Raw genomic sequence first — 25,029 nt, 5'->3', positions numbered from 1 at the left:
ACGCATGAAGAACGCCAACCACCACGCCAACCACCCCACCGATCCCGTCGCCACGCCGCGCGGCATCGACCACATCGTGGCCGGTGTTTCCACCAGCGATGGCGACGGCGTGAAGCTCACCCGCGTGCTGCAGCAGCCGCTGCAGAAGCGGCTCGACCCCTACCTCATGCTCGACGCCTTCGGCAGCGACAACCCGGGCGACTACATCGGCGGCTTTCCCAACCATCCGCACCGCGGCTTCGAGACCGTGACGTACATGATCGCGGGCCGCATGCGCCATCGCGACAGCGCCGGCCACGAAGGCCTGCTCGAGAACGGCGGCGTGCAATGGATGACCGCCGGCCGCGGCCTCGTGCACAGCGAACTGCCGGAGCAGGAAGAAGGCCTGATGGAAGGCTTCCAGCTGTGGCTCAACCTGCCCGCCAAGGACAAGATGCGCGAGCCTTGGTATCGCGACATCCAGAATGAAGAGATTCCCGAATTCACCACCGTCGGCGGCGCACATGTGCGCGTGATCGCCGGTGCGAGCCACGGCATCGAAGGCGCGGTGCGCCGCGAGCACACCGAGCCGCTGTACCTCGACATCACGCTGCCGCCCGGCGCCGAATTCGCGCAGCCGCTGCCGGACGATCACAACGCGCTGGTCTACGTGTTCCGCGAATCGCTGTGGATCGCCGGTAGCGAGATACCGACGCGCCGCATGGCCATCCTTGCGAACGACGCGGGCAGCGACGGCGTGGTGCTGCGCGCGGGCGCGACCAACCACAGCCCCGCGCGCGCCTTGCTGATTGCAGGGAAGCCGCTGCACGAGCCCATCGCACAGTACGGCCCCTTCGTGATGAATACGCAGGAGCAGATCAAGCAGGCGGTGCACGACTTCCAGAACGGCAAGCTCGGCTGACCGGCGCCGGGCTGTAGTCGCCCACCTACCGAAAGACGGCATCCGGCGCGGGTGCTCTACGGGCCGGGTTCACCATTCTTTACGCAAGCTCACGCTGGACTAACGGTCGCGATACAGAGGTCTTCCACACTTCTTCTCACCTGCTGCCCATCGGTGGCGGGCTTCTTGAAAGGAAGCACTTCTCATGATTTCTCTTCGCCAACGCATCGTCTGGGCCAGCCTGCTGGGTTCGGCAGCCCTCGCCTCTTCGGGCGCCTTCGCTCAAGCGCCAGCCGCTCCCACCGCACCCAGCGCCGCGGTGGCCCAGGCCGACACCGCTGCAGCGCCCAAGGCGCAGCACAAGCGCATGGACCCCGCACAGCGCATGGAGCGCATGCAGGAGCACCGTGCCAAGCGCCTCGCTGCCCTGAAGGAAAAGCTCAAGCTGAGCTCGGCCCAGGAAGGCGCATGGAGCGCGTTCACCACCGCGACGCAGCCGCCCGCCGGCCCGCGTCCGCACATGGACCGCGCCGAGTTCGCCAAGCTGACCACGCCGCAGCGCCTGGAGCGCATGCAGGCCCGCCAGGCCGAACGCAGCGCGATGTTCGCCAAGCGTGCCGACGCCACGAAGAGCTTCTACGCCACGCTCTCGCCTGAGCAGCAGAAGACCTTCGACACCGAGACCGCGCACTTCGGCGGTCATCGCGGGCACCACGGCGGCCCTGACGGCCAACGCGGCCAGGCGCCCGCCAAGGGCTGATCCCGGCTTCATGGCGCCGTTGCCGGCGCCATCGACAAAAAGCCCGCGGCGCGAAAGCGCTGCGGGCTTTTTCATTGCACTGGCCCGAAGGCGGCCATTACCTGGGTTACTTGGGCGTGCCGGTCTTGTCCGTCGGATTGGTCACGACATCCGGGCGCTCGCCCTTCTGGCCGAACTGCGGCTTGACCTTGCGGCCGGTCTGGCTGACCTCGGCGCGCGACATCTCGCCGGTCGGCTGCGGCATGGCGTTGGGCTGGTGGTTGACCGTGGTGGTCGCCTCGCCCTTGGGCACCATGCTGTTGGCGTTGTTGCGGTTCTGCACGCGGGCTTCGGCCTTCACCGATTCGCGCGAGGCGGGCATTGAGTTGTCCGGCCGCTGCGGCGGATTGGCGACGCCTGCCGGCGTCATGGTGCTGGCCTCGCCGCCCACCGAGGGATCGGGCTGCGCGGGAATGGACGTGGCCTGCGCCTGGGCCATGCTGGCGGCGCCCAGCAGGGCTGCGAGAACGGTGGCGTGGAAGATGGTGGCTTGCTTCATGGTGTGTGCTCCTTGTGGTTTGTCTGTCTCTGTATCGGTGGATGAAACGAAGGGCCGTTGCCTCAAGCCCTGGAACCCACCGTAGGAGCCACCAGATTGGTGCCTTGTGGGGGTGTGGCAGGCGTGGCTGTAGGAGCCCGCCGCCCACGCGCGAAGGGGTCGGAAGAAGGTGGCGCGTTCCTACAGTCGGCGCGCGCGGGGCAACGTACAACCCGGTCAACGATGTCTTCTTCTCCCACCGAATCCGCGCCTGCCTCGCTGAAGGTCATGACCGTGAACACCCACAAGGGCTTCACGGCGCTCAACCGCAAGTTCATCCTGCCCGAGCTGCGCGACGCGGTTCGCACCGTGGGCGCGGACGTGGTGTTCCTGCAGGAAGTGCTGGGCACGCATTCGCGCCACTCGCGCAAGGTGAGCAACTGGCCCGAGGCCCCGCACTACGAATTCCTCGCCGACAGCATGTGGCCGCAGTTCGCCTACGGGCGCAACGCGGTGTATCCCAAGGGGCACCACGGCAACGCGGTGCTCTCTAAATTTCCCATCGTGCATTTCCGCAACCACGACGTGTCGGTGAGCGGTCCCGAGAAGCGCGGCCTGCTGCATTGCGTGCTGCGCCTGCCGGCCCGCGTGGTCGACGTGCACGTGATCTGCGCGCATCTCGGCCTGGCCGAGGCGCACCGCCAGCAGCAGCTCGAGCTGCTTTGCCACATCGTGCGCGACGAGGTGCCTGCCGACGCGCCGCTGATCGTGGCCGGCGACTTCAACGACTGGCGCGGCCGCGCCCACGCCGTGCTCGAAAAAGGCGCTTCGCTGCGCGAGGTGTTCGTGCATGCCCACGGCCGCGCGGCGCGGACCTTTCCGGCGCGTTTTCCGATACTGCCGCTGGACCGCATCTACGTGCGCAACGCCGGCGTGCATGCGCCCGTGGTGCTGCCGCGCCGGCCCTGGTCGCACCTGTCGGACCATGCCCCGCTGGTGGCGGACATCGACCTTTGAGCACTACTCCATGAACAACAACAACCATTGGACCGGCGGCAACCGCGTGGAGCTGCTCGAGAACGGCGAGGAATTCTTTCCGCGCGTGTTCGAGGCCATCCGGCTGGCGAAGCGCGAAGCCATCGTCGAGACCTTCATCCTGTTCGAGGACAAGGTCGGCCTGCAGCTGCATGCCGCCATGCGCGAGGCCGCGCTGCGCGGCGTGAAGGTCGACCTGATGATCGACGGCTTCGGCTCGCCCGACCTGACGCGCGAGTTCATCGAAGGCCTCACGTCGGCAGGCGTGAAGGTGCGCGTGTTCGACCCCGGACAGCGTTTCCTCGGCAAGCGGCTCAACGTGTTCCGCCGCATGCACCGCAAGATCGTGGTGATCGACGGCGAGCGGGCCTTTGTCGGCGGCATCAACTACTCGGCGGACCACCTGCTCGATTTCGGCCCCAAGGCCAAGCAGGACTACGCGGTCGAGCTGCACGGGCCGATCGTGGCGGAGATCCACCAGTTCGTGCTGCGCGCCATCGCGCTCGGCGGAAAGGGCGCGGGCTGGTTCCGCCGCCGGCTGCGGCAGGCGCCGGCTGCTGCTGCGCACGCGCGGGCCGGCGAGGCCGACGCGATGTTCGTCACGCGCGACAACCGCCGCCACACCAACGACATCGAGCAGCAGTACCGCGCCGCCATCCGCGCGGCGCGCGAGCGCATCGTGATCGCCAACGCGTATTTCTTTCCGGGCTACCGGCTCATCAAGGAGCTGCGGCGCGCTGCGCGGCGCGGCGTTGACGTGCGGCTGATCTTGCAGGGCGAGCCCGACATGCCGATCGTCAAGACCGCCGCGAGCATGCTGTACCACCACCTTCTGCATGCGGGCGTGCGCATCTACGAGTATTGCGACCGCCCGCTGCACGGCAAGGTCGCGCTGATGGACGACAAGTGGAGCACCGTGGGCTCGAGCAACCTCGACCCGCTGAGCCTGTCGCTCAACCTCGAATCGAACGTGATCGTGCGCGACCAGGCCTTCAACGGCGTGCTGTGGGAACGGCTGGACCATCTCATGCAGCACAGCTGCAAGAAGATCGACACTGCCGACCTCGCAAGCGAATGGAGCGGCTGGCGGCTGGTGCGCAGCTTTTTCGTCTTCCACATCCTGCGCTGGTATCCGGCGCTGCTGGGCCGGCTGCCGCGCCACGTGCCGCGCCTGACGCCGGCCGAGGCCATCGAACTCGCCAGCCGCCGCGACACCGGCACCAGCCAGCCGACCGGCGGCGCGACGCAGACGGAAGCCGCCTGAGCCGCGGCCCGATACGCACATGAGCACCTTGGCCCTGTCCCGCCAGTCCTGGTGGCCCTGGGTCCGCCGCGCCGCGGCGTGGGGCTTCTTCGCGCTGATCGCATGGCTGCTGGTGAAGCAGGCGCGCACCATCGACTGGGACGACGTGCTCGACGCGATCCGCGCGCTGCCCGCCGCCACGCTGCTCGCGGCCGGCGCGCTGGCGGCCTGCAGCTTCCTGCTCTACAGCACCTATGACCTGCTGGGCCGGCACCTCACGCGGCATCGGCTCGGCACCGGCACTGTAATGGGCGTGACCTTCATCAGCTACGCCTTCAATCTCAACCTGGGCTCGCTGGTGGGCGGCGTGGCGTTCCGCTACCGGCTCTATTCGAGGCTGGGGCTGGGCAACGAGACCATCACGCGCGTGCTGGGCTTCAGTATGCTGACCAACTGGATCGGCTACCTGCTGGTGGCCGGCGTGGCCTTCTGCTTCTGGCCACTGGCGTTGCCGCCCGGCTGGAAGATCGGCAACGACGGGCTGCGCATGCTCGGCGCGGTGCTGCTGATGCTGGCGCTGGCCTACGTGCTGCTCTGCGCCTTTGCCAAGGGGCGTGTGTGGCGCGTGCGCGGGCATGCGTTCAGGACGCCGGGGCTCGCGATGGCGCTGCTGCAGCTGGCGATGTCGTGCGCCAACTGGTCGCTGATCGGCGGCGTGATCTGGTTCCTGCTGCAGGGCGCGGTCGGCTATCCGCATGTGCTGGCGGTGCTGCTGGTGGCGGCGGTGGCCGGCGTGGTCACGCATGTGCCGGCGGGGCTCGGCGTGCTCGAGGCGGTGTTCGTGGCGCTGCTGGCGCACCAGGTGCCGGAGGCCACGTTGCTCGGCGCATTGCTGGCCTACCGAGGCCTGTATTACCTGCTGCCGCTGACGGTGGCGACGCTGGCTTACCTGGCCACGGAGGTGCGTGCCAGGCGGCTGCGCGCGATGTCGCGCAAGACGGAGCCCCCTGGAAACGGAATATGACAACCGTGTGCTCAATTTGCACATCGAAAAGTGGGAATTGATCGACAAAAATTACCGATCTGTATTTGTTGCACTGCAGCAATTTCAGCCCGTGAGGCCTATAGTGGCCTGACCTCCTCCAAGCGTCCTCTCGCGCACACCCCACCATGTCGTCGTCTCTCACCTCCGCTCCCGGTCTGGTTCATCCGCTCATGCAGTGGTTCGACCTGGCGTTCAAGACCAACGAGATGCTGCTGTCCTCCGGCTCCGTGATCCGCATGCGTACCGAACGCATCGCCAAGGCGGGGCTTGCGCCCAGCGCGGCCGATCTCGCGGAATTCCAGCTCATGGGCCATGAAAAGCTCGCCGCCGCGAGCGAGTCTGGCATCGCGATGGTGAAGCAGTGGCACAGCAGCCATCTCTCGCTGGCCAACCGCGTGCTGCAGCAGTGGGTGCAGAGCACCACGGCGTTCTTCTCGCTGGCCGGCAGCGTCACGCCGGCACAGGCGGCGGCGCACGGCGATGCGCTGGTGCAGTCGGCCGCCGGCACGGTGAGCGCGGCGAGTCAGCTGTCCGGCATGGCGGTGCACATCGCACGCGAAGGCCTGGAGCCGATCCACGCAGCCGCCACGTCGAATGCCCGGCGCCTGGCCGAGCTCGAATCCAGCCCCGATTGATCGAAGCCGCTCAGGCGGCCGCAGGCACCAGCGTCAGCAGCGTGATCTCGGAGGGCGCGCCAAAGCGCTTCGGCGGGCCCCAGTAGCCGGTGCCCCGGCTCACATAGACCCACATGTCGTGCAGGCGGTGCAGGCCCGCCGTAAAAGGCTGCTGCATCGGCACGAAAAAATTCCACGGAAAGAACTGGCCGCCGTGCGTGTGGCCCGACAGCTGCAGCTGGTAGCCGGCCGCGGCCGCCAGCGGCGCACTGCGCGGCTGGTGCGCCAGCAGCACACGGGTGTGGACCAGCGGCGGCGCGTCGTGCAGCGCCAGGTGCGGATCGCTGGCATGGGCCGCGTCGAAATGCCCGGCGGTGAAGTCGGTCACTCCCGCCAGCACCAGCGCGCTTTCGAACAGCTCTTCATCTGTCTGGGCGCCGCGCACATTGCGCGTCTGCAGCACCACATGCTCGTTCAGCAGCACCTTCAGGCCCAGGCGGCGCAGCTCGGCGATCCAGGCATGCGCGCCCGCGTAGTACTCGTGGTTGCCCGTGACCACGAAAGTGCCGTGCCGCGCACGCAGCCCGGCCAGCGGCGCGATGTGCTCGCGCAGTTCCGGCACGCTGCCGTCCACCAGGTCGCCTGTGATGGCGATGGTGTCGGCGCCCAGCCGGTTCACCGCGTCGACGATGCGCTGGATGTACCCGCTCTTGATCGTCGGCCCGACATGGATGTCGCTGAGCTGCGCGATCGTGAAGCCCTCGAGCGCCTGCGGCAGCCCGCGGATCGGCACGTCGACCCGCTTCACGCTGGCCGTGCGCCGCGCATTGAGAAAACCGACCGCCGACGTGGCCGTGGCCACGGCCAGCACCGCCAGCGCGGTCCATGGGCGCAGCGAGTTCCATTGCACCTGCACGCCGCCCAATGCGCCGGCCAGCCACGTGAGCAGCAGGCCCGCGTCGCGCACCAGCGTCAACACGAACATCGAGGAGAACCAGCCCATGCTGATCAGCCCGACCCACTTGATCGCCTCGCCCATCGACGCGTTGCGCTCGATGCGGCGCGACAGGAAAGGCAGCGGAATCGTGACCGCCGAGACCACCAGCGCAAGCAGCGCCAGCGGCCATGCGGGCGTGAGCACGGCGAGCGCGGGCAGCAGGCGCAGCGCAATGTAGGCATGGAGCAGCGCGGTCAGCGCGCTCAGGGGACGGATCGGCATCGGGGCAATGGGGTCGGGCATTGCCCGGGATACACCATCTGCAAGGCGCATGCCGCGCATTCAAGACGCCCAAGGGCGCCGCAAACGCTATTTTTTCTATAGCGATAGGCGCCCGGATAGCGGGCGTTATGGCCCAACCGGAGCCAGAAAACCTGCGCCGGCGACATGCGGTGCCGGCGCCCGTTTTCACCCGTTATTGCACCGTGCGCGTGCCGGCCGAAGCCATGTCGGTGCCCGCCGGCCAGACGAAGGTGGCCTTGGCGGACGCACCCTGCGGCACGCGCAGCTGCTGCTTCAGGACCTGGCTGCCGATGCGGGCCTCGACTTCGTAGCTGCCCGGGTCGAGCCGGGCCACCATGAACGGGCCGCCCGACACCACGTCGTCCAGCAGGGCCACGCCGCTGCTGTCGCGCACGGTAACGTGCACGTTGGCGGCGAACTCGGCGCCCTTGTGGTCCTTGATCGCGAACTCGAAACTGGCGGGCCAGCGCGGCAGCACCGTTTCCATCAACTGTGCTTCGTCACTGCCGATGCCGCCGCTCATGTACTCGACGCCGTGCGTCATGTAGATCGGCGGGTTCACCGCGGCCTGCGCCGACGAGAACGCGCCGAGCAGAACGGCGCCGCACAGCATCGCGGCCGCCACGGGCCGCATGCGCGATGAAAAGCGGGAGGTCATGGTCTGGATCCTTTCCTGTTCGTAGTGGCGAGAAACCACAGCGCCACTGTGCGGGGCGCGGCTTAGGAAAGGCTGACCGAAGCGCGCGCCGTCATGCGGCGCGCATCTTTTCTCAGCGGGTCGCCGAGGCGGTCTGCGCCAGCGCCTGCGGCAGCGGCGGCGCGACCGAGGCCATGTCGAAGTTCGACGGCCACACGAACGACGCACGCGCCGGCACGCCGGCAATCACCACCAGCGACTGAGTCAGCGTCAGGCCGCCCAGCGTCACGTTCACGTCATAGGCGCCGGGATTCAGGCGCGCGAGCATGTACGGCGCCTGGGAATCCACGGTCATCACTGCCTGGCCGGTGTACTTCTGGCGCACTTCGACATGTGCCTTGGCAGGGAAGCCGGGCTGCTGCGCACCCTTGCCGTCGCTCACGCCGAACGCGATGGTCGCGGCCCAGCGGGGCGACACCATTTCCATGAAGGCCGCCTCATCCCGGGCGGCGCCGCCGCTCATGTATTCGATGCCCTGCGCCACCTGGATGGGTGGGTTCGAGAACGCATGGGCCGAAGTGAAGGCCCCGAGGAATGCTGCTGTGCCGCCCAAAACCAGCGCGGCCAGTGGCCGGCGGAGACGCGTAGGGTTCATTGCTGTGTGGTCCTCGATCTTGCGTGACGTGAAATCCGACGAGGATTTTGCTTAGCAAGAGTCGGGCTAGATATAGCGTTTACGAGGAACGATCCTCGGATTGAATGTGAATGCTATTGTTTTCATAGCTGGTGACGCCCGTGTGACGGCCATGTAAGCCACATTTGCTGACAGACCTCACGCAAACCCTGATGCGGCCGTTTCCGGGAGGCCTTGCCGCCGGAGTCCGCCAGGGTGCATGGCGCAGGTCTACGGCGGTGCGTCGAGGCCGGAGATACTGCGGTCCCATGAAGCCCGACGACGACTACGACCCGATGCGCGAACGCCGCGAGGCGATGACCGCATGGGAGCAGGGCCTGCGACCGAAGCCGGAGCGTCATTGGGCGCTGTGGCTGGCGCTGGCCGTGCTGGCGGTGTATCTGTTCTATATGGGCGCGGAGTGGCTGCTGGCGCAGCAACGGGCGCCGAAGCAATCCGCCGGGCCGATGGCGGCACCGCCCAGCATCGCGCCGCCCGCGCAGGAGGTCCGGCCCGCGCCCTCCCCGCCCGTGGCCTCCCCTGGCGCGACCGGCCCCGACAGCTTCGAGGTGACCAAGTGCCTGACCCCGTCAGGCAAGGCCGCCTACTCCGACGGCCCGTGTCCCGAAGGCTCGCGCGCCACGACGGTCCGCCTGCGGCGCGACGTGAACATCGCCGACGGCATGAGCCCGGAAGCGCGCGAGGCTTCGATCCGCGACAACGCGGCCGTCGCCGCGAAACAGCATCAGTACGAAAGGCAAGTCGCGCAGAACGTGGCGAACGAAATGGCCGAATGCAGCGGCCTTGCCGAACACATCAACTGGATCGATGCGATCGGGCGGCAGCCGCAAGGCGCGTATTCGCAGGATTGGCTGCGAGACGAGCGCAAGCGCACGCGGGACCGGCAGTTCAGGCTGGGGTGTCCTCAGCAGCGCTGAGTTTCAGCCGGGCAGCGGTCTTGCCACGACGACCCCGTCCACCAGCCCCACCTCCAGGCAAGCCCCGTCCGCGACCGTCCCGAACATCGCCCGCGCGACCGCGGCCACCACATGCTGCTCGACGGCGCGCTGCAAAGGCCGCGCGCCGTACTTCGGGCTGAATCCCTTGTCCGCGACGAATGCCACGACCTCGGGCGAGAAGTTCAGGCGCACGCCGCGGCGCGCCAGCCCTTCGCGCTGCGCTATCGCCTGCAGCTCCTGCACCGCGATGGCCTCGATGGCCGTGCGCGACAGCGGCGCGAAAGGCACGACGCGGTCGATGCGGTTGAAGAACTCCGGCCGGAAGAACTGCCGTATGTCGTGCACCGCGCCGTCGCTCGGCGCCGGCTCGCCGAACCCCAGCGACGCGCCGTGGCGCACGCCCAGGTTGGTTGTCATCACGATCACGGTGCTGCGAAAGTCGGTCATGCGTCCGCGGCTGTCGCGCAGGCGGCCTTCGTCGAACACCGTCAGCAGCAGGTCGAACACCGAGGCATCGGCTTTCTCGATCTCGTCGAGCAGCACGACCGAGAACGGCTGCCGCCGCACGTGCTCCACCAGCTTCCCCGGCCGCTTGCCCGAGCCGATCAGGCGCGCGATCTGGAAGGCGTGCTGGAACTCGCTCATGTCGATGCGGAACAGCGGGTCCGCGCCGCCGCCGGCACCGAAGAAGTAGCGCGCCAGCGCCTTGGCCGCCGCGGTCTTGCCGACGCCCGTGGGCCCGGCGAACAGCAGGGTGGCGATGGGCTTGGCGGGGTCGTTCAGCCCGGCCTTGAAGAGATAGACCACGTCTTTCAGGTGGCCGATGGCCGCGTCCTGGCCGAACAGCTTCTGTGCGAAGAAGCCGTGCACCTGCGTGTCGTCCAGCGGCTGGTCGTCGCGCAGGAAGCTCTCGGGCAGGCCGGTGCTCTTTGCGAAGTGTGCGATGGCGGCAGTCTCGGTCACGATGCTCGTTTGCCCGGCGATGGCTTCGCGCACGCAATCGCCGAAGAAGCGCACCGCCTTGCCCGGAAAGCTGTCGTAGCGCACATAGCGGCCGAGCAGCCGGTAGCCGGTGTCCAGCGCCGGCCGCTCGATCTCGATCGACAGCGTGTTCCTGGCATGGCCAGCGAACAGGTCGAGCACGCGGCGCGCGCGCACGCTGTCCATCTCGGGCAGGCGCAGGGTTTCGAAGCAGTCGATGAATCCGGGCAGCCGCTGGCGCGCAATCTCGAGTTCGCTGGGGTTGGCTTCGCCGACCAGCCGCAGCGTGCCGCGGCGCAGCGCCGGCAGCAGGTAGGCGGCCATCGATTCCTCGGGGCTCTCGCCGCCGATCTGCAGCAGGTTCACGAAGTCCGTGACCCACAGCAGGCCGTTCGACATGTCCAGCCACTCCACCGTCTGGTCGCACAGCGCCTGCCATTCGCCGAGGTACTTCGCGCGGCCGACGAGCCGCTCGGCATGGCTGCGCCAGAAGGTCGGCGGTGCGTCGCGCGCGGCCGTGAGGCGATGCGCCTTGCGGATCGCCTCGAGGATCACCACGCTCTTGCCCACGCCGGGCTCGCCGACCAGCAGCAGGTTGCCGCCGCGCGCGAGCCGCTCCGCCATCTCGTCGCTCAGGGCGCCCTGCTCCCAGGCCACTTCGGGAAACACATGCAGGCCGCGGCGCGCGCCGGTCTCGGGCAGGCGATCGGCCACGGCATCGAGTTGCGCGTAAGCCTCGCGCAGGTGGCGCGGCACATGCTGCCTGTTCGTGGTCTTGTCGTCGCGCCGCACGTCGATCTGGTCGAGCCACGGCGCGGCGGGCATCAGGAAGCGCTGCGCGGCCTCGGGCGAGAGTCCGTCGAGGCATTCGCGTGTGTAGTGCTCGATCAGCACCGGCAGCTGCGCGTCGTCGTAGTAGTAGAAGCTCTGGTCGAGCCAGGGCAGGTAGCACTTGGCGTAGCCGTCTTCCTCGTTCTCGCCGAACACGGCGGCCACGTGGAAGTCCGTTGCCCGGGGCACCGGGAAGCTGCCCTTCCGTGTGCGGTGCGCAAGGTTCACCGGCACATGCACGAGCTTGAGCCGCGCGTTGTCGATGTCCGGCTCGGGCACGTAGCCGTCGCGCTCGCGTTCACGCTGCAGGGTCTCGGCCAGCGCGGCCTTCACGCGGCGGGCATTGCGCTCGATCACCTGGAAGTCGGTGCCGAGCAGGATGCCGCAGACGGACGTGTCGTCGAGCTGCCAGCACACCAGGGGGTACGAAAGCGTGGCCATGCGGGTGCGGGTCTTTTTCTTTCAGTCCTGCGCTGCGGATGTGCGGGCCGCGGCACGGCCGTCCCACAGCAGCAGGCGCCAGTCTTCTTCTGTGAGCGGGCCGCTGAACTTGCGCACGCGGCCGGAGCGCAGGTCGGTCAGGCGCCGGTGGTCGCCTGACCGCGCGGGCTCGAGGCGGATGCGCACGATTTCTGTGGGCAGCGGTGCCGGCGCCGCATCGGGCGCGGCCTGCTCTGCGGAGAGCAACCGCACTGCCAGCGGCAACGGCCGGTCGTCGCCGACGTACCAGAGGTGAATGCCGCATTCCCCGCCGAACGCGTCGCGCAGGCCGATGCCTTCGAAGCAGCGCACGCCGGCGCGTGGCGACGGCAGTTCGTGCAGATCGAGTTGCGCGATCAGCGTTGCGTAGTCGGCCCATGCCGTTTTCACCGCGGCCTCGCCGGCACCGCTCTGCAGCGGCATGATTTCCACCGCCACGCGTTCGATGCCATGCCGGCCGAGGCTGTCGGCACGGCTGGCCAACTGGTCGATCTCGAGCTGCCAGCGCACGAGTTCGGTGTCCATGCCGCGCACCGGCGACGCGCCGGCAAACAGCTGCTCGAAGAACTCCCGGATGTCCTGCTGCGCCATCAACTCGTCGAACACCTGTTGGTGACCCGTCTGGCGCCATTCGCGGGGCCGCGGCAGGCTTTGCCTGACGGTGCGTCCCGGCGCGACGCGGCGCTCCGAAAGATCCCAGCTGCGGCGTGCCAGCACCTCGCGCAGCGGATCCAGCCGCACTTGCAGCACACGCAACGCCAGCGCTTCGGGCTCTGCCGGCGCTGCATCGAGCTGCGCGCGCAGGCGTTCGTGCAGCGCGTCGGCGACGGCTGCCAGCGCCTGGTAACCGGCGGCCGAGCCGGCGTCCTCCGGCAGCGGCACTGTGCGCCGCGTGGCGTAGTCGAGCACGGTAGCGCGGGTCGTCAGGCCGCCCTCGCCGAAGGCCACGTCCAGCAGCATCGGCTGGCCGCTGTGCGAAGCCGCCAGGCGCTGCGCGATGGGCTGGGTCAGTGCGCGCTCGATGCCGCGCTTCAGCGCCCGTGCGCCCAGCGTCTCGTCGTGTCCGAGCCGCGCCAGGTGGTCCAGGGCCTGCGCCGACACATTCAGGAAGGTCAGCCTGCGCACGAAGCCGTCGCGCGCCAGCACGCGCTCCAGCTGCAGCCGGGCGATGGCGGCAATGTCGTCCGCACCCAGCGGCGTGAAGCCGACGACCTGGTCGATGCGGTTCAGGAATTCGGGCCGGAAGAAGCGCTCGACCGCCTCGCGGTAGGTGTGCGCCACGTCGGCCTGCTGCCGCACGAAGCCGGTGTGGCGGCTCGCCGCGCTGGCGCCGAGGTTCGAGGTGAGCACGACCACGCATTGCGAGAAGTCGGTGGTGCGGCCCAGCGCATCGGTCAGCCGGCCTTCGCCGAGCACCTGCAGCAGCAGGTCGTGCACGGACGGATGGGCTTTCTCGATCTCGTCGAGCAGCAGCACGCAGGCGCGGCGCTGGCGCACGGCGGCGGTGAGCTGGCCGTCGGGACGGTAGGCGTCGCCGATCAGGCGGCCGGTCGCGTCGCCGTCGACGTATTCATTCATGTCGAAGCGCACCAGGCCGCCTTCGTCCTCGAACAGGAAGTCGGCGAGCAGCTTCGCCGCCTCGCTCTTGCCTACGCCGGTCGGTCCGATGAAGAGCAGCGACGACAGCGGCTTGCCCGGCGCCGCGAGGCCGGACTTGACCAGCGCGACCACATCGACCAACTGCGCGCGCGCCTCGGGCTGGCCGATCAGCCGTGCCGCGAAATGCGCCGCGGCTTCCGCCGGTGCCAGGCCGATCTGGCGGGAGAACAGCTTCTCGCGGAAGTGGTACGCCGCGGTGTACGCGGCCAGCACTTCGGCGCGGCCGACCTCTGCGCGCGCGTGGCGCACGGCAAGCCGTTCGAGCACGCGGATCGCGGAGCCCGGCAGCACCTCGTCGGCGGCGAAGCGGCGCTCCATCTTCAGCAGCTCGGCCACCGCGCCGGCGGCGATGCGGCACTCGTGCTGGCGCTCCAGCTCGGCGCGGCGCCAGCCGACGATGCGGATGGCAGTCTCGCGCGATGGCGGCTCGACGCGGATCACGCGGAACAGGTCGGAGAAACGGCGGTCGCGCTGCTGCACCTTCTGCCAGGCCTCGGGCGTGGCTTCGCCGATCATGGTGAAGGCGCGTTTCTCGAGCAGCGGGCGCAGCACGTCGGCCAGCGTCAATGTGTTCTGCGAACTCTTGCCGATCGCCAGCAGCGCGACGAGGTTGTCGCAGTACAGATGGTCGGGCTTGGCAATGCGGAAATCGTCGCGCAGGCGGAACTGCAGGTGCTGCAGCAGCACGGCCATGCGGCGTTGCCATTGGCCGATCACGCTCATGCCGGAGATCACGCGCATCGGGTCGAGATGCCAGATCTTCTGCAGCTTCGCGCGGTCGCGGCCCGTCTCGGAGGCCATGAATTGCCGCAGCGCACCGTGCACCAGCGCCGTCTTGCCGGCGCCGCGCGGACCCACGAGCACGATGGCTCCGGCGCCGCCGTCGGGCCGGTAGATCGCGCGGCCCAGTTCCTCGATCGCGTCGTCGCGCAGGATCGCCTGGGTCAGTTCGTCCGGGTAGAGATCGTTCAGGTCGATGGCGGCGCGTGCCATCTCTGTCGGTCCGTCGCCGATGCCGTCGTCGCGCAGCGCGGCGCGCAGGTCGTGCTCGCTCTCGAACGGAAAACGCCCCTGCGCCAGATGCATCGAGATTTCGAGCTCGCCGAGCTCGTCATTGGGCGCAGCCAGGTAGCGCTGCGGGTCGAAGGCGTCGCCCCGCTCCTTGCGCTGCTCGCGGAACCAGGCCTGGATGCTGGCCACCAGCCGCTCGGTGCGCTGGGCCTTGTCGAGGTGCGATTCGCCGAGGTCGGCAACGGTGCCATCGAGCTGCGGCAGGCAGGCGTAGCGGCGTCCGCCGACCGTGAAGTGGGCCGCGGCGAACGCGCCTTCGACCCAGCGGCGCCCGCTGTCGAAGCCCAGCGGCACGAGCTCGAAGCGCAGTTCGGGTGCGAAGCCGAGCCACAGGCGCTCATCGAGCGTGGCGCGCGTGCTGCGCGTGCCACGGAAGTGATGCACCACGGCCTGGCGCAGCTTGTTCAGCGCTGCTTCGTAGCGCATGGCCGTCGCATCGATTTCCGGCAGGAACAGGCAGCGCAGCCGGTAGCCCGCTTCCTTGCGATGCGTGACGAAAACCGGAATGCGCAGGCTGCCGCGTCCGCTCATCAGTCGTCCTCCCCGAGCAGCATGCGGTCCATCAGCACGTCTAACTGGGCGTCGAGCGCGTGCTTCCAGGCGGGCGCATCCGGGAACGGGGTTTTCCAGTCGGTCTGCTGCGACGCCAGCACGCCTTCCCTGAGAAACCGATGCACGGGCCGGCTGTCGAAGAAATGCTGGCGGTGCACGTTGTGCGGCGTCTCGAAGCCCGAGAGCGTGCCGCTGCGCACCGAGACCCAGGCGTCGGCCTTGTTGCGATCTGCGACCCAGATGCGCCAGACGCCGCTTTCCTGGCGGAAGTAGTCGAACACCGCGGGGCCCTTGAGCTCGACCTCGAAGCCCACGAGCAGGCTCTTGCGGCTCGATGCCTGCGGCCAGGGAAACTTCAGGTACGGGCTGGGCGGTGCTTCGTCATCGGTTTTTTCCTCGCGCTTTTCATCGCGTGCCTCGGTGTCGGCAGGCGGCGCGGGCTTGCGGGGCTCGTCGCCGAGCCTCACCTCCTGCGAGCGGAATTCGAAGCCGGCGAGCGCCGCGAGTTCGCACCACGCGTCATGCAGCATCGTGGCCAATGCCGGCGCGGCGTAGAGGCCCACGGTGCAGACGCCGCTGTCGGGCCGCACCGCATGGAATGCCTGCTGCTTGAACGCGGTGAAGCGGGCGCGCCACGCGGCGATGTCCGGCGGCGCATCGGACTCGCCGACCAGCGCGAGCAGGGCTTGCCCCTCGAGCGCCGTGATCTCGGCGAACAAGCCCTGCGCCGTTTGCTGCACGGCGCTCAGCGTGCGGGCGCGGCTGGCGGACGGCGTGCCGTCCCAATGCGGCAGGTGCGGCGCGCGCTTGCGCTTCTTTTCGTAGCGGCGCCGTTCGTCGTCGAGGCGGAACACCTGGTTCACCAGGTTCACGAAGAGCGGGCCTTCGGTGACGCGTTGCCAATGGCGGCGCGCGTCGGCCAATGCCTCGGCGGTCAGCAGCGGTGCGTTGTCGATCGGGCGCTGCAGCGGGTCGACCCGCACACCGAGCGCCTGGCCGTCGTCGCCTGTGCCGATCCGCACGGCCAGCGGCGTGACGTAGGCATGCGGCGACAGCGCATGCGCGAGCGGCAGCAGCAATTGCCGGCGCAGCACGCGCTGCACGTCGCGGGCGCCGTAGCGCTCGTCACCGGGCAGCGCGGCGAGACGGTCGGCAACGCCGTCGTCCAGCGTCATTTCGGCGCTGCGTTCGAGCAGGCCTTCCCGCTTGCGCAGCAGCGTCATCTCGCGCCCGAAGATCGGTGCGCGCTCGGCGGCCGACAACGTGGCGAAGGGCACGATGTGGTCGATGCGATTGAACAGCTCCGGGCGCAAGGCCTGCTGCACCGCCTGCTCGAAGTGGGCACGCGGATCGCCGCGCACCGCGCCCAGGCCCATCGGCATGCGCTGCATCGCCTCGGCGCCCAGGTTCGACGTCATCACCACAAAGCTGCCGCAGAAGTTGGCGGTGAGGCCGTCGCCGCCGGTCAGGCGGCCTTCTCCGAGCACCTGCAGCAGCAGGTCGAAGAAACTGGGGTGGGCCTTTTCGAGTTCGTCGAACAGCACCACGGAGAACGGTTGGCGCCGCACCGCGCCGATCAGCACGCCCTCGTCGCCGCCGAGATCGCCGAGCAGGCGCAGCACGGCGGCGGGGTCGGCGTATTCGCTCATGTCGATGCGGATCATGCGGCGCGGGTCGCCGAACATGAACTCGGCCAGTGCCTTGGCCGTCTCCGTCTTGCCCACGCCGGTCGGGCCGATCAGCAGCATCGACGCGATCGGCTTGCCACCGCGCGCGAGGCCGGCCTTGGTGGCCACCAGCAGGTTCGTCACGACCGACAGTGCCTCGGGCTGGCCGAACAGGCGGCTGCGGAAGAAGCCGTCGACTTCGTCGAGCGAGAGCGGCAGCCGCGCGTCGAGCATGCGGCGCGGCATGCCGGTTTCGGCGCAGAACGCGGCGAGCGCGTCGTCGCGCCCGATCACCGCGCCCTGCTGGCCGCGCACGTGCAGGATCAGTTCCTCGAAGAAGCGGATGCCCTTGCCCGGAAAGCCCGAATACGGCGAGAAGCGGCGCTGCAGCGCGATCAGCTCGGACACCGCATCGGGCGACACCGCGACACGGTGTTCCGCCGCGAGCGCCGCCACTGCGGCGAGCATCGTGCGCTCCTGCTCGGCCTCGGGCAATTCGGGCAGGCGAACCGTCTGGAACAGCGCCGAGAAGCCGGGGCTGCGCAGGTCGATCTGCGAGAGTTCGGCCGGCGTGGCTTCGGCCAGCAGCATCAACTGGCCGCGCGCCAGCGGTTCGCGCAAGGCATCACCCAGGCTGACGCTGTTGCCCTGGTACTGGCCGACCTCGAACAGCTCGGCCAGGTGGCCGACGTACAGCACCACTTCGCGCGCGGCCAGTTCGCGGCACAGCGTGGTCAGCGCCTGCTGCCAGCTACCGTCGCGCGTCAGGCCCTGGATGAGCCGCGCCGCGCTGGTTTCCCACGGAGAACCGGCGGCACGGTCGCGGCGTTCGCGTGCGTACTGATGGATCAACGCCGTCTTGCCGCTGCTTTCCGCGCCGACGATCAGCACGCTGCGCGCGAACCGGCCTTCCGCCGCGCGCTGCAGCGCCGTCAGCGGCTCAGCCAGCCCGACGGCGGTGCGCGAGCCGATGCTCATCTTGTCGGCCACCGTGGGAAGCAGCGGCTTGGCGCGATCGTCCTTCAGCTTGCGCAAGGCTTCGGCGCTGTGGAACACGAGGTCGAGCGGCAATTGCGCCAGCTCCACCTTTTCGAACCATTGGGCTGCCACCTGGCGACGCACGTCGGTCTGCCGGCCGGTGCGGCGGTGTTCGAGCACGATGGCCTCGCTCACGGCTTCGCGCAGACGCTCCGCCTCGGCGAGCGCGACGATGCCCAGCGCGGGGACGTAGCCGATGCAGGGGGTGTTCGCCGGGCCGCTGGATAGAAACGCGACATGGCGGCAGCGGCGCGGCGGGTGCAGCAGCGGGTCGCTGCCACCCGGCAGGTCGACGTCGAACTCATGCCGCTCGAATGCCGGCGGATCGCTGATCTGCACGGCCTCGAGGTAGCGGCCCTTGTCGATCAGGTGCGACTGCACCGCCTGCGTCATGCGCCGCGCCATCGCATGCGCGCTGCTGCCGAGCCACGCCATCTCGGGAAAGGCCAGCGAAGTGACGACGGTCTCGCCGGCCACGGTGGTCAGTTCGAAGAAAGCGAGGCTGGAGGGAATGGGAGGAGTCCTGTGGGCGCGAACGAAATTGGCGCAGATTCTGCCTCAAGGGTTTGACGCATCCGCCAAGCAAAACGCCCGGCAAAGGCCGGGCGTTCTGGGGTGCCGGGGAACGTGGACGGCTTTGTAGGTCCTCAGAGTAGACGCAAAAGTGGTGTCAACCTTGCCAGCAGGTTACGCATCTTTTCTGAGAATCGTCTGGGCATGTTTCTCAGAGAACATGCAAAAAACGGCCTAGGTGTGAAGGCTATCCGACGGTTGGCCGAGGTGGGGGCGTGCCGCGCATCTGCTTTCGGTGCAAAGGTCACTTCACGACCGTCAAATCAGGCGGCCTTGCGAAGCGCAGCAGTGACCTCGCTTTGCAGATGAGCGAGTTCAACCACAAACGAAAACAGATCGATCCGCTGGGCCAGCGTACCGTGTATGCCCACGGCACCCGCGGCGAGGTGGTCCGAATCACCGACGCCACCGGCAAGCACAAGCATCTGCGCTGGGACGAGCGCGGCCTGCTACGGGAGCACATCGACTGCTCCGGCCAGCGCACCCGCTTCGCCTGGGACGCGATGGGCCACCTGCAGTCGGTGACCGACGCCATCGGCGAGACCACCCACTACCAGCACGATGCAAGAGGCCGGCTGCGGCAGGTGTTGCTACCCGACGGCCGTATCGAGCGCTACGAGCGCGACCGCGCCGGCCTGCTGCACGCCTTCACCAACCCTGCCGGCCACGTCACCGCCTATCGGCGGGACGCCGGCGGCGAGGTATGCGAGCGCCTGGACCCGATGGGTCGGCGCGTGCGCTTCGACCATGACGCCTATGGCCGGCTCATCGCCTTGCACAACGAGAACGGCCAGGCCTATCGCTTCGATTGGGACGAAGGCGACCGGTTGCGCGCACAGACCGACATCGACGGCAGCGAACGTCGCTACCGCTACGACGCGCTGAGCCAGGTCACCGAAGTTGCGTGGATACCGGCCCCGCCTGATGCGACTGACGCGCACGACGATTCACGGGCCGCGGGAGGCGCAGCCAACGAAGCGCTTGTCGAGCCCGGCGACGAAGAACCCATCGTCCATCGCCTCGAGCGCGACGCCGTCGGCCGCCTGCTTGCCAGGAACACCGGCGATACCTCCTTCAGCTACCGCTGGGACACCGCCGACCAGTTGCTGGCCATCGAGCAGACCAGCGCACAAGGCGTCCGCCAATGCCTCGGCTTCGCCTACGACGCCCTGGGCCGGCTCACCGAAGAAAGCAGTGCCGGCGGCGCGCTGCGCCATTCCTACGACGAACTCGGCAATCTGCTGAGCACACGCCTGCCCGATGGACGCAGCATCAATCGGCTGTACTACGGCTCAGGCCACCTGCATCAGGTCAACATCGACGGCAAGGTCATCAGCGACTTCGAGCGCGACGGGCTGCACCGCGAGGTGCTGCGCAGCCAGGGCCGCATCGCCACCGCCACCGGCTACGACCGCGTTGGCCGCCTCGCCCACCGCCGCCAGCGGCTGGCCTGCGACCCTGGCGGCCAGGCCCCCGCGAGCGGCCTGCTCGACAAGACCTACGGATACGACTTCGCCGACAACCTGATCGTGTGCGCCCGCAGGCGTCATGGCGGGCACGGTGGTCTCGTCGACCTGCAGGGGCGCGGCGTCGGTGCTGGCGGCAGCCTGCCGCCGGAACGCCGCCAGTCGCTGCGCTACGACGCCACCGGCCGCATCCTGCAGGCCCAGTACCACCAGGCCAACCCCGGCGTGCCCGCCGAGACCTTCCGCTACGACCAGGCCGCGAACCTGCTCGACGGCGACGGTTCGGCCACCGGCGCCGGCACGGGCAGCTCCGGCTACGTGCGCAACAATCGCCTGCACGTCTACCAGGACAAGCGCTACGAATGGGACCGCTTCGGTCGCCTGCTGTGCAAGCGCATCGGCCACCACACGGTGCAGCGTTTCCGCTATGACAGCGAACACCGGCTGGTGGCGGTCGTCATCCGGGACCGCCAGGGCGAGAGCATCGTGCGCTTCGAGTACGACCCGATCGGGCGACGCACGGCCAAGACGCACGTACGGGCCGACGGCCACGTTCTCGGCACGACCGAATTCCTCTGGGATGGCATGCGCCTGGCAGGCGAGCACAGCGCAAGCCAGCACAGCCTGTACCTCTATACCGCCGAGGACAGCTACGAACCCTTGGCGCGCGTGGACGGCCTCGGCGCACACCAGGAGGTGGTGCACTTCCACACTGACGCCAACGGCGCACCGGAAGAGATGACCGGCGCCGATGGCCAGTTGCTGTGGCAGACGCGCTACCGCGTGTGGGGCAGCACGGTGCAGGAGGAATATCACCCCGCGCAGCTTGCGCGGCAGAACCTGCGTTTCCAGGGCCAGTACCTTGATCGCGAGACCGGGCTGCACTACAACACGTTCCGGTTCTTTGATCCGGATGTGGGGAGGTTCACGACAAACGATCCGATCGGGCTGTCAGGCGGCTTCAATCTCTATCAGTACGCGCCAAACCCAATCGAGTGGATCGACCCTTGGGGCTGGTGTGGAACGTCCAGGCTCTCGAAGGCGATGCGCAACAAGATGAAGCGCATCCTCAACCAGACTGCGGCGGGCGGAAACCGAGGCATCACCGGAAGCGTTTCGCCGAAGGATGCGATGAAGCTGGGCAAGGCCTTCGTCGGACCGGAGCATCGTCCGATGTCGAACGGCAAAGGCCTGGTGTCTGCCGATGGCAAGCGGACTTTCCGCTTCCCGGCAGAGAAAAGGGGTTTCGACAGGGTCAACGGTCGGCCGTGGTCAAGAACTGGAAAGCAAGTCAACTTCGAAACGAAAAACGCCGATGGCGATGTCGTCGGCAATGTCCACCTGGATGTGCACTGACAGAGAACAATCATGCGAAAAGCCAAGTACCAACTCGTCCTGCGGGAGATGTCATCGACAATGACCGATCCGCTCGAGCAATGGCGCCCCCGAACGCTCGAGGACACCTACACCACGCTCGACCTCGACGTCTCTATGAGCGACGGTGCACGAGGCAGCAATCTGTTCTACGTGAAGGTTGCGACACCCGAGGCCCTGCGCCGCCGGGCCAAGGGCTTCTTGATCGCTGGGCACAGCGTGCTGGTGGTCGAGAAGTTCGACTACGAACTGCTCAGGCAGACGATCGAGGACATCCTCGAAAAATGCACGCGTGACACCTGGGAAGACTCGTGCGTGGCGCTGCAGCGCTATTTCGCGTGGGAGTACGAGGATTTCGCGCACGAGGATTGACACGGCCCCGGCTGCCACGAGGACGAGCGTCTGCGCTTCAATCGCCTCCGTCCGAACCAAGAAACAAGACGCCCATCGAGACAGCCACTTCAAAGCAACATGGACCTATTCAGCGCGGTCAGGGTGAGTTCGAAGGCGCAGCAAAACAGCGCGGTCAACGGCAAGTGCGGCGTCATTCTGGGTATTTCACCAACCGCCGAAGGCAACTGGTACGCTGTTTCCATAGACGATCAATCGTGGATGGTCTTCGAGAGTGAACTTCAAGATACTGGCTCGAAAGCTGCTCCCGACGACATCTACCCTCCGCCACGTGCAGGCTCCTGATTTGTCCCATGACCATCACTGAACTGTCTCTCGCCGCCTGACCGCTTTCTTATGGCAGCAGAGTTCTACGTTTCATTCCGGGACACTGGATGGCTCCCGAGGCATGCTGAAGGGCTGTCGGCGCAGATCAGAATGCTCCCGACTTTCTCGAAGACCGATGGCAGCGAGTATTGGTTGCAGGGGTTTGAAGACAGGGCTGTGAACGGTCGTTGGACCTATGACGTCCGGATCTTTCTGCAGGACTCCAATCAGATCCTGCTGGAACTTGGTAGCCGTCCTCCCAGCATCCAGGCGGACCTGCTCAGATTCCTCTCCTGGCTCAGAAGCCGGACGGAAGTTTCCGTCACCGACGAGGACGGAGAGCCCATCGGCTGGTAGCTGCGAAACATGAGACTGACCAATGCTATCGTGCCGGCCAAGTCACTCGGTGGCATTGCTTGCAAGTGATGAGAATTTTTGCATCTACTCTGAGAACCTACAGGTGAGGGGTGCCAAGATATGTGAAATTTCGCCCGTTGATTTATAAGGGATTTTTCATTTTCTGTGTCACAGGGAAGGCTTGTTGGTGCCACAGAAATTGAAAGGATCGGATTCTTGTGCCACAGAAAATGAAATGAATTTTCCGCGTCCTTCAGTACTCAATTTCTAAGCAGCGATGACTGCTAACGTGGCGTCAACGCGCACTCGTTAAAAGCGCGGGAGCACGACGAGAGTGATAGCTCCCACGATGACAATGACGGATCCCATCAATCGCTTGAGCCGTCGATTGGTCACCCCTTCCCATCTAAAGGCACCGCTCCCTTTTGTGAAGTCGGCCTCCAAGAAAATTTTCATGGCTCAACTCCTTCGCGCTGAAGGAGCTTTTTAAAGTAGCGGAACGTCTGTGAATATTCAGGCGTTGCAACAATGCGAGCCCACTCCTTGGTCTCTTTAGCAACAGCAGATTCAGGAATCACATAGTCGTCCGGGTGCCACGAGATGTGGCTCGGATTGCGTCGGAGGACTGTGGCGGGTAAGGCCTCACCGTTCATCAGAAGGTCATAGTCTGCCGGTGAAAGGTGCCTGCCGTTGACGTAGATGTCGAGATGGCGCGCAAAATAAACGACGAGCTTGATGTGCTCTCGGCACGGCTGGTATGACCAGCGCCCCTCGTCCCAGACTTCGAATGTCTGGAGGGTTTCTCCGCCTGGCAGCGCTTTGCTGCGAGTCAGCACTGGCAGAAAGTGCGGCTGGCGGCTCCAGTCGTGCGTGTCGTCGACCATCTCAAGATCGGCGCCTTGCTTGATGAACAATGTCAACTCTGTCTCGGTGCAGGAATGCTTGGCCTCGACCAGTTTGTCTGCTGCAACCTCCATCGACTTGTACCAACAATGCGGCGTGGCCCGGAAGACTTGATCGCCCTTGCCAGCCAGCCAGTCATATTCGACATAGAAGCGCTCTGCGACGCTGCGCAGCACAGGAGACGACAGCTTGAGCTGCAGCGACTCTACTGACGCCAGATCCGCGAGCGTGATCCCGAGGTCGGAAAGCGCTTCCACCGCAGCAGGGAAAGACAGGTCGTGCTCTTTGATCAGAATGCCGAAGCGCTCCGCGACCCCTCGCAGCGCCGCGGCACCGCTGTCGCGCCCCTGCGTGGCCATGGCAACGCCATCAAGAATGGCGCCGGCTACCCCGGCGATGGAGCCTCCCAGGTATGCAGCCTGCGCTTCAAGAAACGCCCGCGTCTCCGGACGAACCACGACAGGAAAACGGCCCGGGTTTGCCGATGTCGGTTGCTTCAGCGAAGCGTCCGTCGCAGCACCGACCAACCGGTAGAGAATTTCTTGCAGGGAGGGAACGAAACGTGTTGCCATAAGAGCGATTCATTTTGATTCATCAAATCTAAATGAATCAAAATGAATCGTCAAGCGGTTTTAATGCTGCCTCTGCCATGGGTTGGTGCCCAGCAACGGCCAGCCATCAGTCTTGAGGCATTGAAGAAGTGTTCCTTTTCATTAATGGCTTAGATAGCGTCTTGATGTCTGAGCCAAACATGAAGTCAGTTCAGCCCCGATGATCAGGAGCCAGTGTCATGGTCTCGGGGCAAAATCTTTTACTGGAGCATTGCCTGCTGTGAGAGTACTGCGATCGCTGTCGGACCCTTCATGTTAGATCGCGGCCAGAAATCGAGCCATGCGGACTTAGCTGTAGCCTGGGCAGGGCAAATCAACAACCAGAAAGGAATCGTGATGCAGATCCGGATGGACCCCAAGACATATGCGGAACATTGGGGAAAAGAGTCCTCGGTCTTTGAGAGCAACGGCGTCTACAAGCGCCTGAGTGAGATTACCCCTCAAGAGAACGTACTGGAAATCGGTGCAGGCATCGGCTTGGGCACCCTGGTATTGGCCGCCTCGCGAAAAGTTCTTGCACTCGATAACAACGTTCATCTCGTCGACTTGGTCCGGACGCGCCTTGCGGCTGCTGGGGCGAACGCCGAGATCTTGTTCTCCGATGTCTTTGAGCCTCCGACAGAAAGCGTCGATGCCATAAAGGCGTTTGCGCCCAAGGTCATTGGGGGCTGGTTTCTAGGTTCGAACGCCGACGACCAAGATAAGTACGTCACCTCCGAAACTCCGCAAGAGGAGCGGGCGAAGAAGTACCGGGAGAATGTGGAAGACGCCATGCTGAAGGCGAGCATTTGCCCGCCGTCGGTAGAGTGGGTGCACTTTGCTCTTCGTGGTGGAGTTATTGCCGGCGTGACGGAAGCCTTTGCAAATCAAGAGACGAAGGCTGACTACGACAAGTATGTTTTCCTGCCGAACGGCTTTGAGGTCGTGGATGTTCAGATGCTGGATTGGGATGCTGCTGGAAGTAGCTTTAGCTACGGAGCAGCCCCGAATCCGAACTTGCTTCTAGGTCAATCCATACCAAAAGTAGTCTCGGTGTTGGCAAGACGCAAGAGTTCGTAAGTCGCAAACTTGCGTCATGGGGACCTGCTTTTGCCACGAGCCGACGCGAAAGGCCTCGATTCGGTCCAGCATGATCGGCAAATCCGC

Annotated in this window: 20 protein-coding genes; 12 read left to right on the top strand and 8 right to left on the bottom strand. The window is 66.5% G+C overall.

Annotation, left to right across the window (positions count from 1 at the left end):
- The first annotated feature begins 4 nt into the window (after positions 1-4).
- Positions 5-901 carry a pirin family protein gene (locus ACWV14_RS00230; RefSeq protein ID WP_454901687.1) on the top strand — a complete coding sequence of 299 codons (897 nt, stop codon included), beginning with the start codon at positions 5-7 and terminating at the stop codon, positions 899-901.
- A gap of 184 nt (positions 902-1,085) precedes the next feature.
- A complete protein-coding gene (locus ACWV14_RS00225) occupies positions 1,086-1,640 on the top strand; it encodes a Spy/CpxP family protein refolding chaperone (protein WP_454901685.1) in 555 nt (184 codons plus the stop codon).
- 106 nt (positions 1,641-1,746) lie between these two features.
- On the opposite strand, the gene ACWV14_RS00220 is transcribed toward ACWV14_RS00225, so the two are convergent.
- On the bottom strand, positions 1,747-2,178 hold the full coding sequence (locus ACWV14_RS00220; RefSeq protein WP_454901683.1) for a serine/threonine protein kinase: 432 nt from the start codon (positions 2,176-2,178) through the stop codon (positions 1,747-1,749).
- Between the two features lie 222 nt (positions 2,179-2,400).
- Between ACWV14_RS00220 and ACWV14_RS00215 the strand changes: the two genes are divergently transcribed.
- From ACWV14_RS00215 to ACWV14_RS00200, 4 genes are all read left to right on the top strand, one after another.
- The gene (locus ACWV14_RS00215) at positions 2,401-3,174 is read left to right on the top strand and encodes an endonuclease/exonuclease/phosphatase family protein (protein ID WP_454901681.1); all 774 of its coding nucleotides are present in this window, start codon (positions 2,401-2,403) and stop codon (positions 3,172-3,174) included.
- A 10-nt stretch (positions 3,175-3,184) separates the two neighbouring features.
- A complete protein-coding gene (clsB, locus tag ACWV14_RS00210) occupies positions 3,185-4,456 on the top strand; it encodes a cardiolipin synthase ClsB (RefSeq protein ID WP_454901680.1) in 1,272 nt (423 codons plus the stop codon).
- A 19-nt stretch (positions 4,457-4,475) separates the two neighbouring features.
- Positions 4,476-5,459: a lysylphosphatidylglycerol synthase domain-containing protein gene (locus ACWV14_RS00205; RefSeq protein ID WP_454901678.1), complete on the top strand. Its 984-nt coding sequence runs from the start codon at positions 4,476-4,478 to the stop codon at positions 5,457-5,459.
- A gap of 146 nt (positions 5,460-5,605) precedes the next feature.
- On the top strand, positions 5,606-6,115 hold the full coding sequence (locus tag ACWV14_RS00200; RefSeq protein WP_454901676.1) for a polyhydroxyalkanoate granule-associated phasin: 510 nt from the start codon (positions 5,606-5,608) through the stop codon (positions 6,113-6,115).
- Between the two features lie 10 nt (positions 6,116-6,125).
- Here the strand turns inward: ACWV14_RS00200 and ACWV14_RS00195 are convergent, their stop codons facing one another.
- The 3 genes from ACWV14_RS00195 to ACWV14_RS00185 all read right to left on the bottom strand — a co-directional run bounded on the left by ACWV14_RS00195 (position 6,126) and on the right by ACWV14_RS00185 (position 8,626).
- Positions 6,126-7,373 carry a metallophosphoesterase gene (locus ACWV14_RS00195; protein WP_454901674.1) on the bottom strand — a complete coding sequence of 416 codons (1,248 nt, stop codon included), beginning with the start codon at positions 7,371-7,373 and terminating at the stop codon, positions 6,126-6,128.
- Positions 7,374-7,506: 133 nt separating this feature from the next.
- Positions 7,507-7,992, bottom strand: a complete 486-nt coding sequence (locus ACWV14_RS00190) for a hypothetical protein (protein ID WP_454901672.1) — start codon at positions 7,990-7,992, stop codon at positions 7,507-7,509.
- Between the two features lie 112 nt (positions 7,993-8,104).
- On the bottom strand, positions 8,105-8,626 hold the full coding sequence (locus ACWV14_RS00185; RefSeq protein WP_454901670.1) for a hypothetical protein: 522 nt from the start codon (positions 8,624-8,626) through the stop codon (positions 8,105-8,107).
- 287 nt (positions 8,627-8,913) lie between these two features.
- On the opposite strand from ACWV14_RS00185, the gene ACWV14_RS00180 reads away from it, so the two are divergent.
- A complete protein-coding gene (locus ACWV14_RS00180) occupies positions 8,914-9,582 on the top strand; it encodes a hypothetical protein (RefSeq protein ID WP_454901668.1) in 669 nt (222 codons plus the stop codon).
- 3 nt (positions 9,583-9,585) lie between these two features.
- On the opposite strand, the gene ACWV14_RS00175 is transcribed toward ACWV14_RS00180, so the two are convergent.
- From ACWV14_RS00175 to ACWV14_RS00165, 3 genes are read right to left on the bottom strand one after another with little or no spacing between them, the layout of a single operon-like run.
- Entirely contained in the window at positions 9,586-11,856 is a 2,271-nt protein-coding gene (locus ACWV14_RS00175; RefSeq protein ID WP_454901666.1) for an AAA family ATPase, read from the bottom strand.
- A gap of 21 nt (positions 11,857-11,877) precedes the next feature.
- Positions 11,878-15,156, bottom strand: coding sequence for an AAA family ATPase (locus tag ACWV14_RS00170; protein WP_454901664.1), 3,279 nt, complete (start codon positions 15,154-15,156; stop codon positions 11,878-11,880).
- Positions 15,156-18,359: an AAA family ATPase gene (locus ACWV14_RS00165; RefSeq protein ID WP_454901662.1), complete on the bottom strand. Its 3,204-nt coding sequence runs from the start codon at positions 18,357-18,359 to the stop codon at positions 15,156-15,158. Before ACWV14_RS00165 ends, ACWV14_RS00170 begins: the two co-directional genes overlap by 1 nt.
- A 401-nt stretch (positions 18,360-18,760) precedes the next feature.
- Between ACWV14_RS00165 and ACWV14_RS00160 the strand changes: the two genes are divergently transcribed.
- The 4 genes from ACWV14_RS00160 to ACWV14_RS00145 all read left to right on the top strand — a co-directional run bounded on the left by ACWV14_RS00160 (position 18,761) and on the right by ACWV14_RS00145 (position 22,369).
- On the top strand, positions 18,761-21,277 hold the full coding sequence (locus ACWV14_RS00160) for an RHS repeat-associated core domain-containing protein (RefSeq protein ID WP_454901661.1): 2,517 nt from the start codon (positions 18,761-18,763) through the stop codon (positions 21,275-21,277).
- Between the two features lie 12 nt (positions 21,278-21,289).
- Positions 21,290-21,667 (top strand): Imm8 family immunity protein, encoded by a 378-nt coding sequence (locus ACWV14_RS00155; RefSeq protein ID WP_454901659.1) that lies wholly within the window; start codon positions 21,290-21,292, stop codon positions 21,665-21,667.
- Between the two features lie 99 nt (positions 21,668-21,766).
- Positions 21,767-21,991 carry a hypothetical protein gene (locus ACWV14_RS00150; protein ID WP_454901657.1) on the top strand — a complete coding sequence of 75 codons (225 nt, stop codon included), beginning with the start codon at positions 21,767-21,769 and terminating at the stop codon, positions 21,989-21,991.
- Between the two features lie 51 nt (positions 21,992-22,042).
- The gene (locus ACWV14_RS00145) at positions 22,043-22,369 is read left to right on the top strand and encodes a hypothetical protein (protein ID WP_454901655.1); all 327 of its coding nucleotides are present in this window, start codon (positions 22,043-22,045) and stop codon (positions 22,367-22,369) included.
- Between the two features lie 452 nt (positions 22,370-22,821).
- On the opposite strand, the gene ACWV14_RS00140 is transcribed toward ACWV14_RS00145, so the two are convergent.
- The gene (locus ACWV14_RS00140) at positions 22,822-23,844 is read right to left on the bottom strand and encodes a hypothetical protein (RefSeq protein ID WP_454901654.1); all 1,023 of its coding nucleotides are present in this window, start codon (positions 23,842-23,844) and stop codon (positions 22,822-22,824) included.
- A gap of 291 nt (positions 23,845-24,135) precedes the next feature.
- On the opposite strand from ACWV14_RS00140, the gene ACWV14_RS00135 reads away from it, so the two are divergent.
- The gene (locus ACWV14_RS00135) at positions 24,136-24,942 is read left to right on the top strand and encodes a class I SAM-dependent methyltransferase (RefSeq protein ID WP_454901652.1); all 807 of its coding nucleotides are present in this window, start codon (positions 24,136-24,138) and stop codon (positions 24,940-24,942) included.
- The last annotated feature ends 87 nt before the right edge of the window (positions 24,943-25,029 follow it).

The organism is Variovorax durovernensis, assembly GCF_977011995.1.
This window is presented reverse-complemented; position numbering and strand designations above follow the sequence as displayed.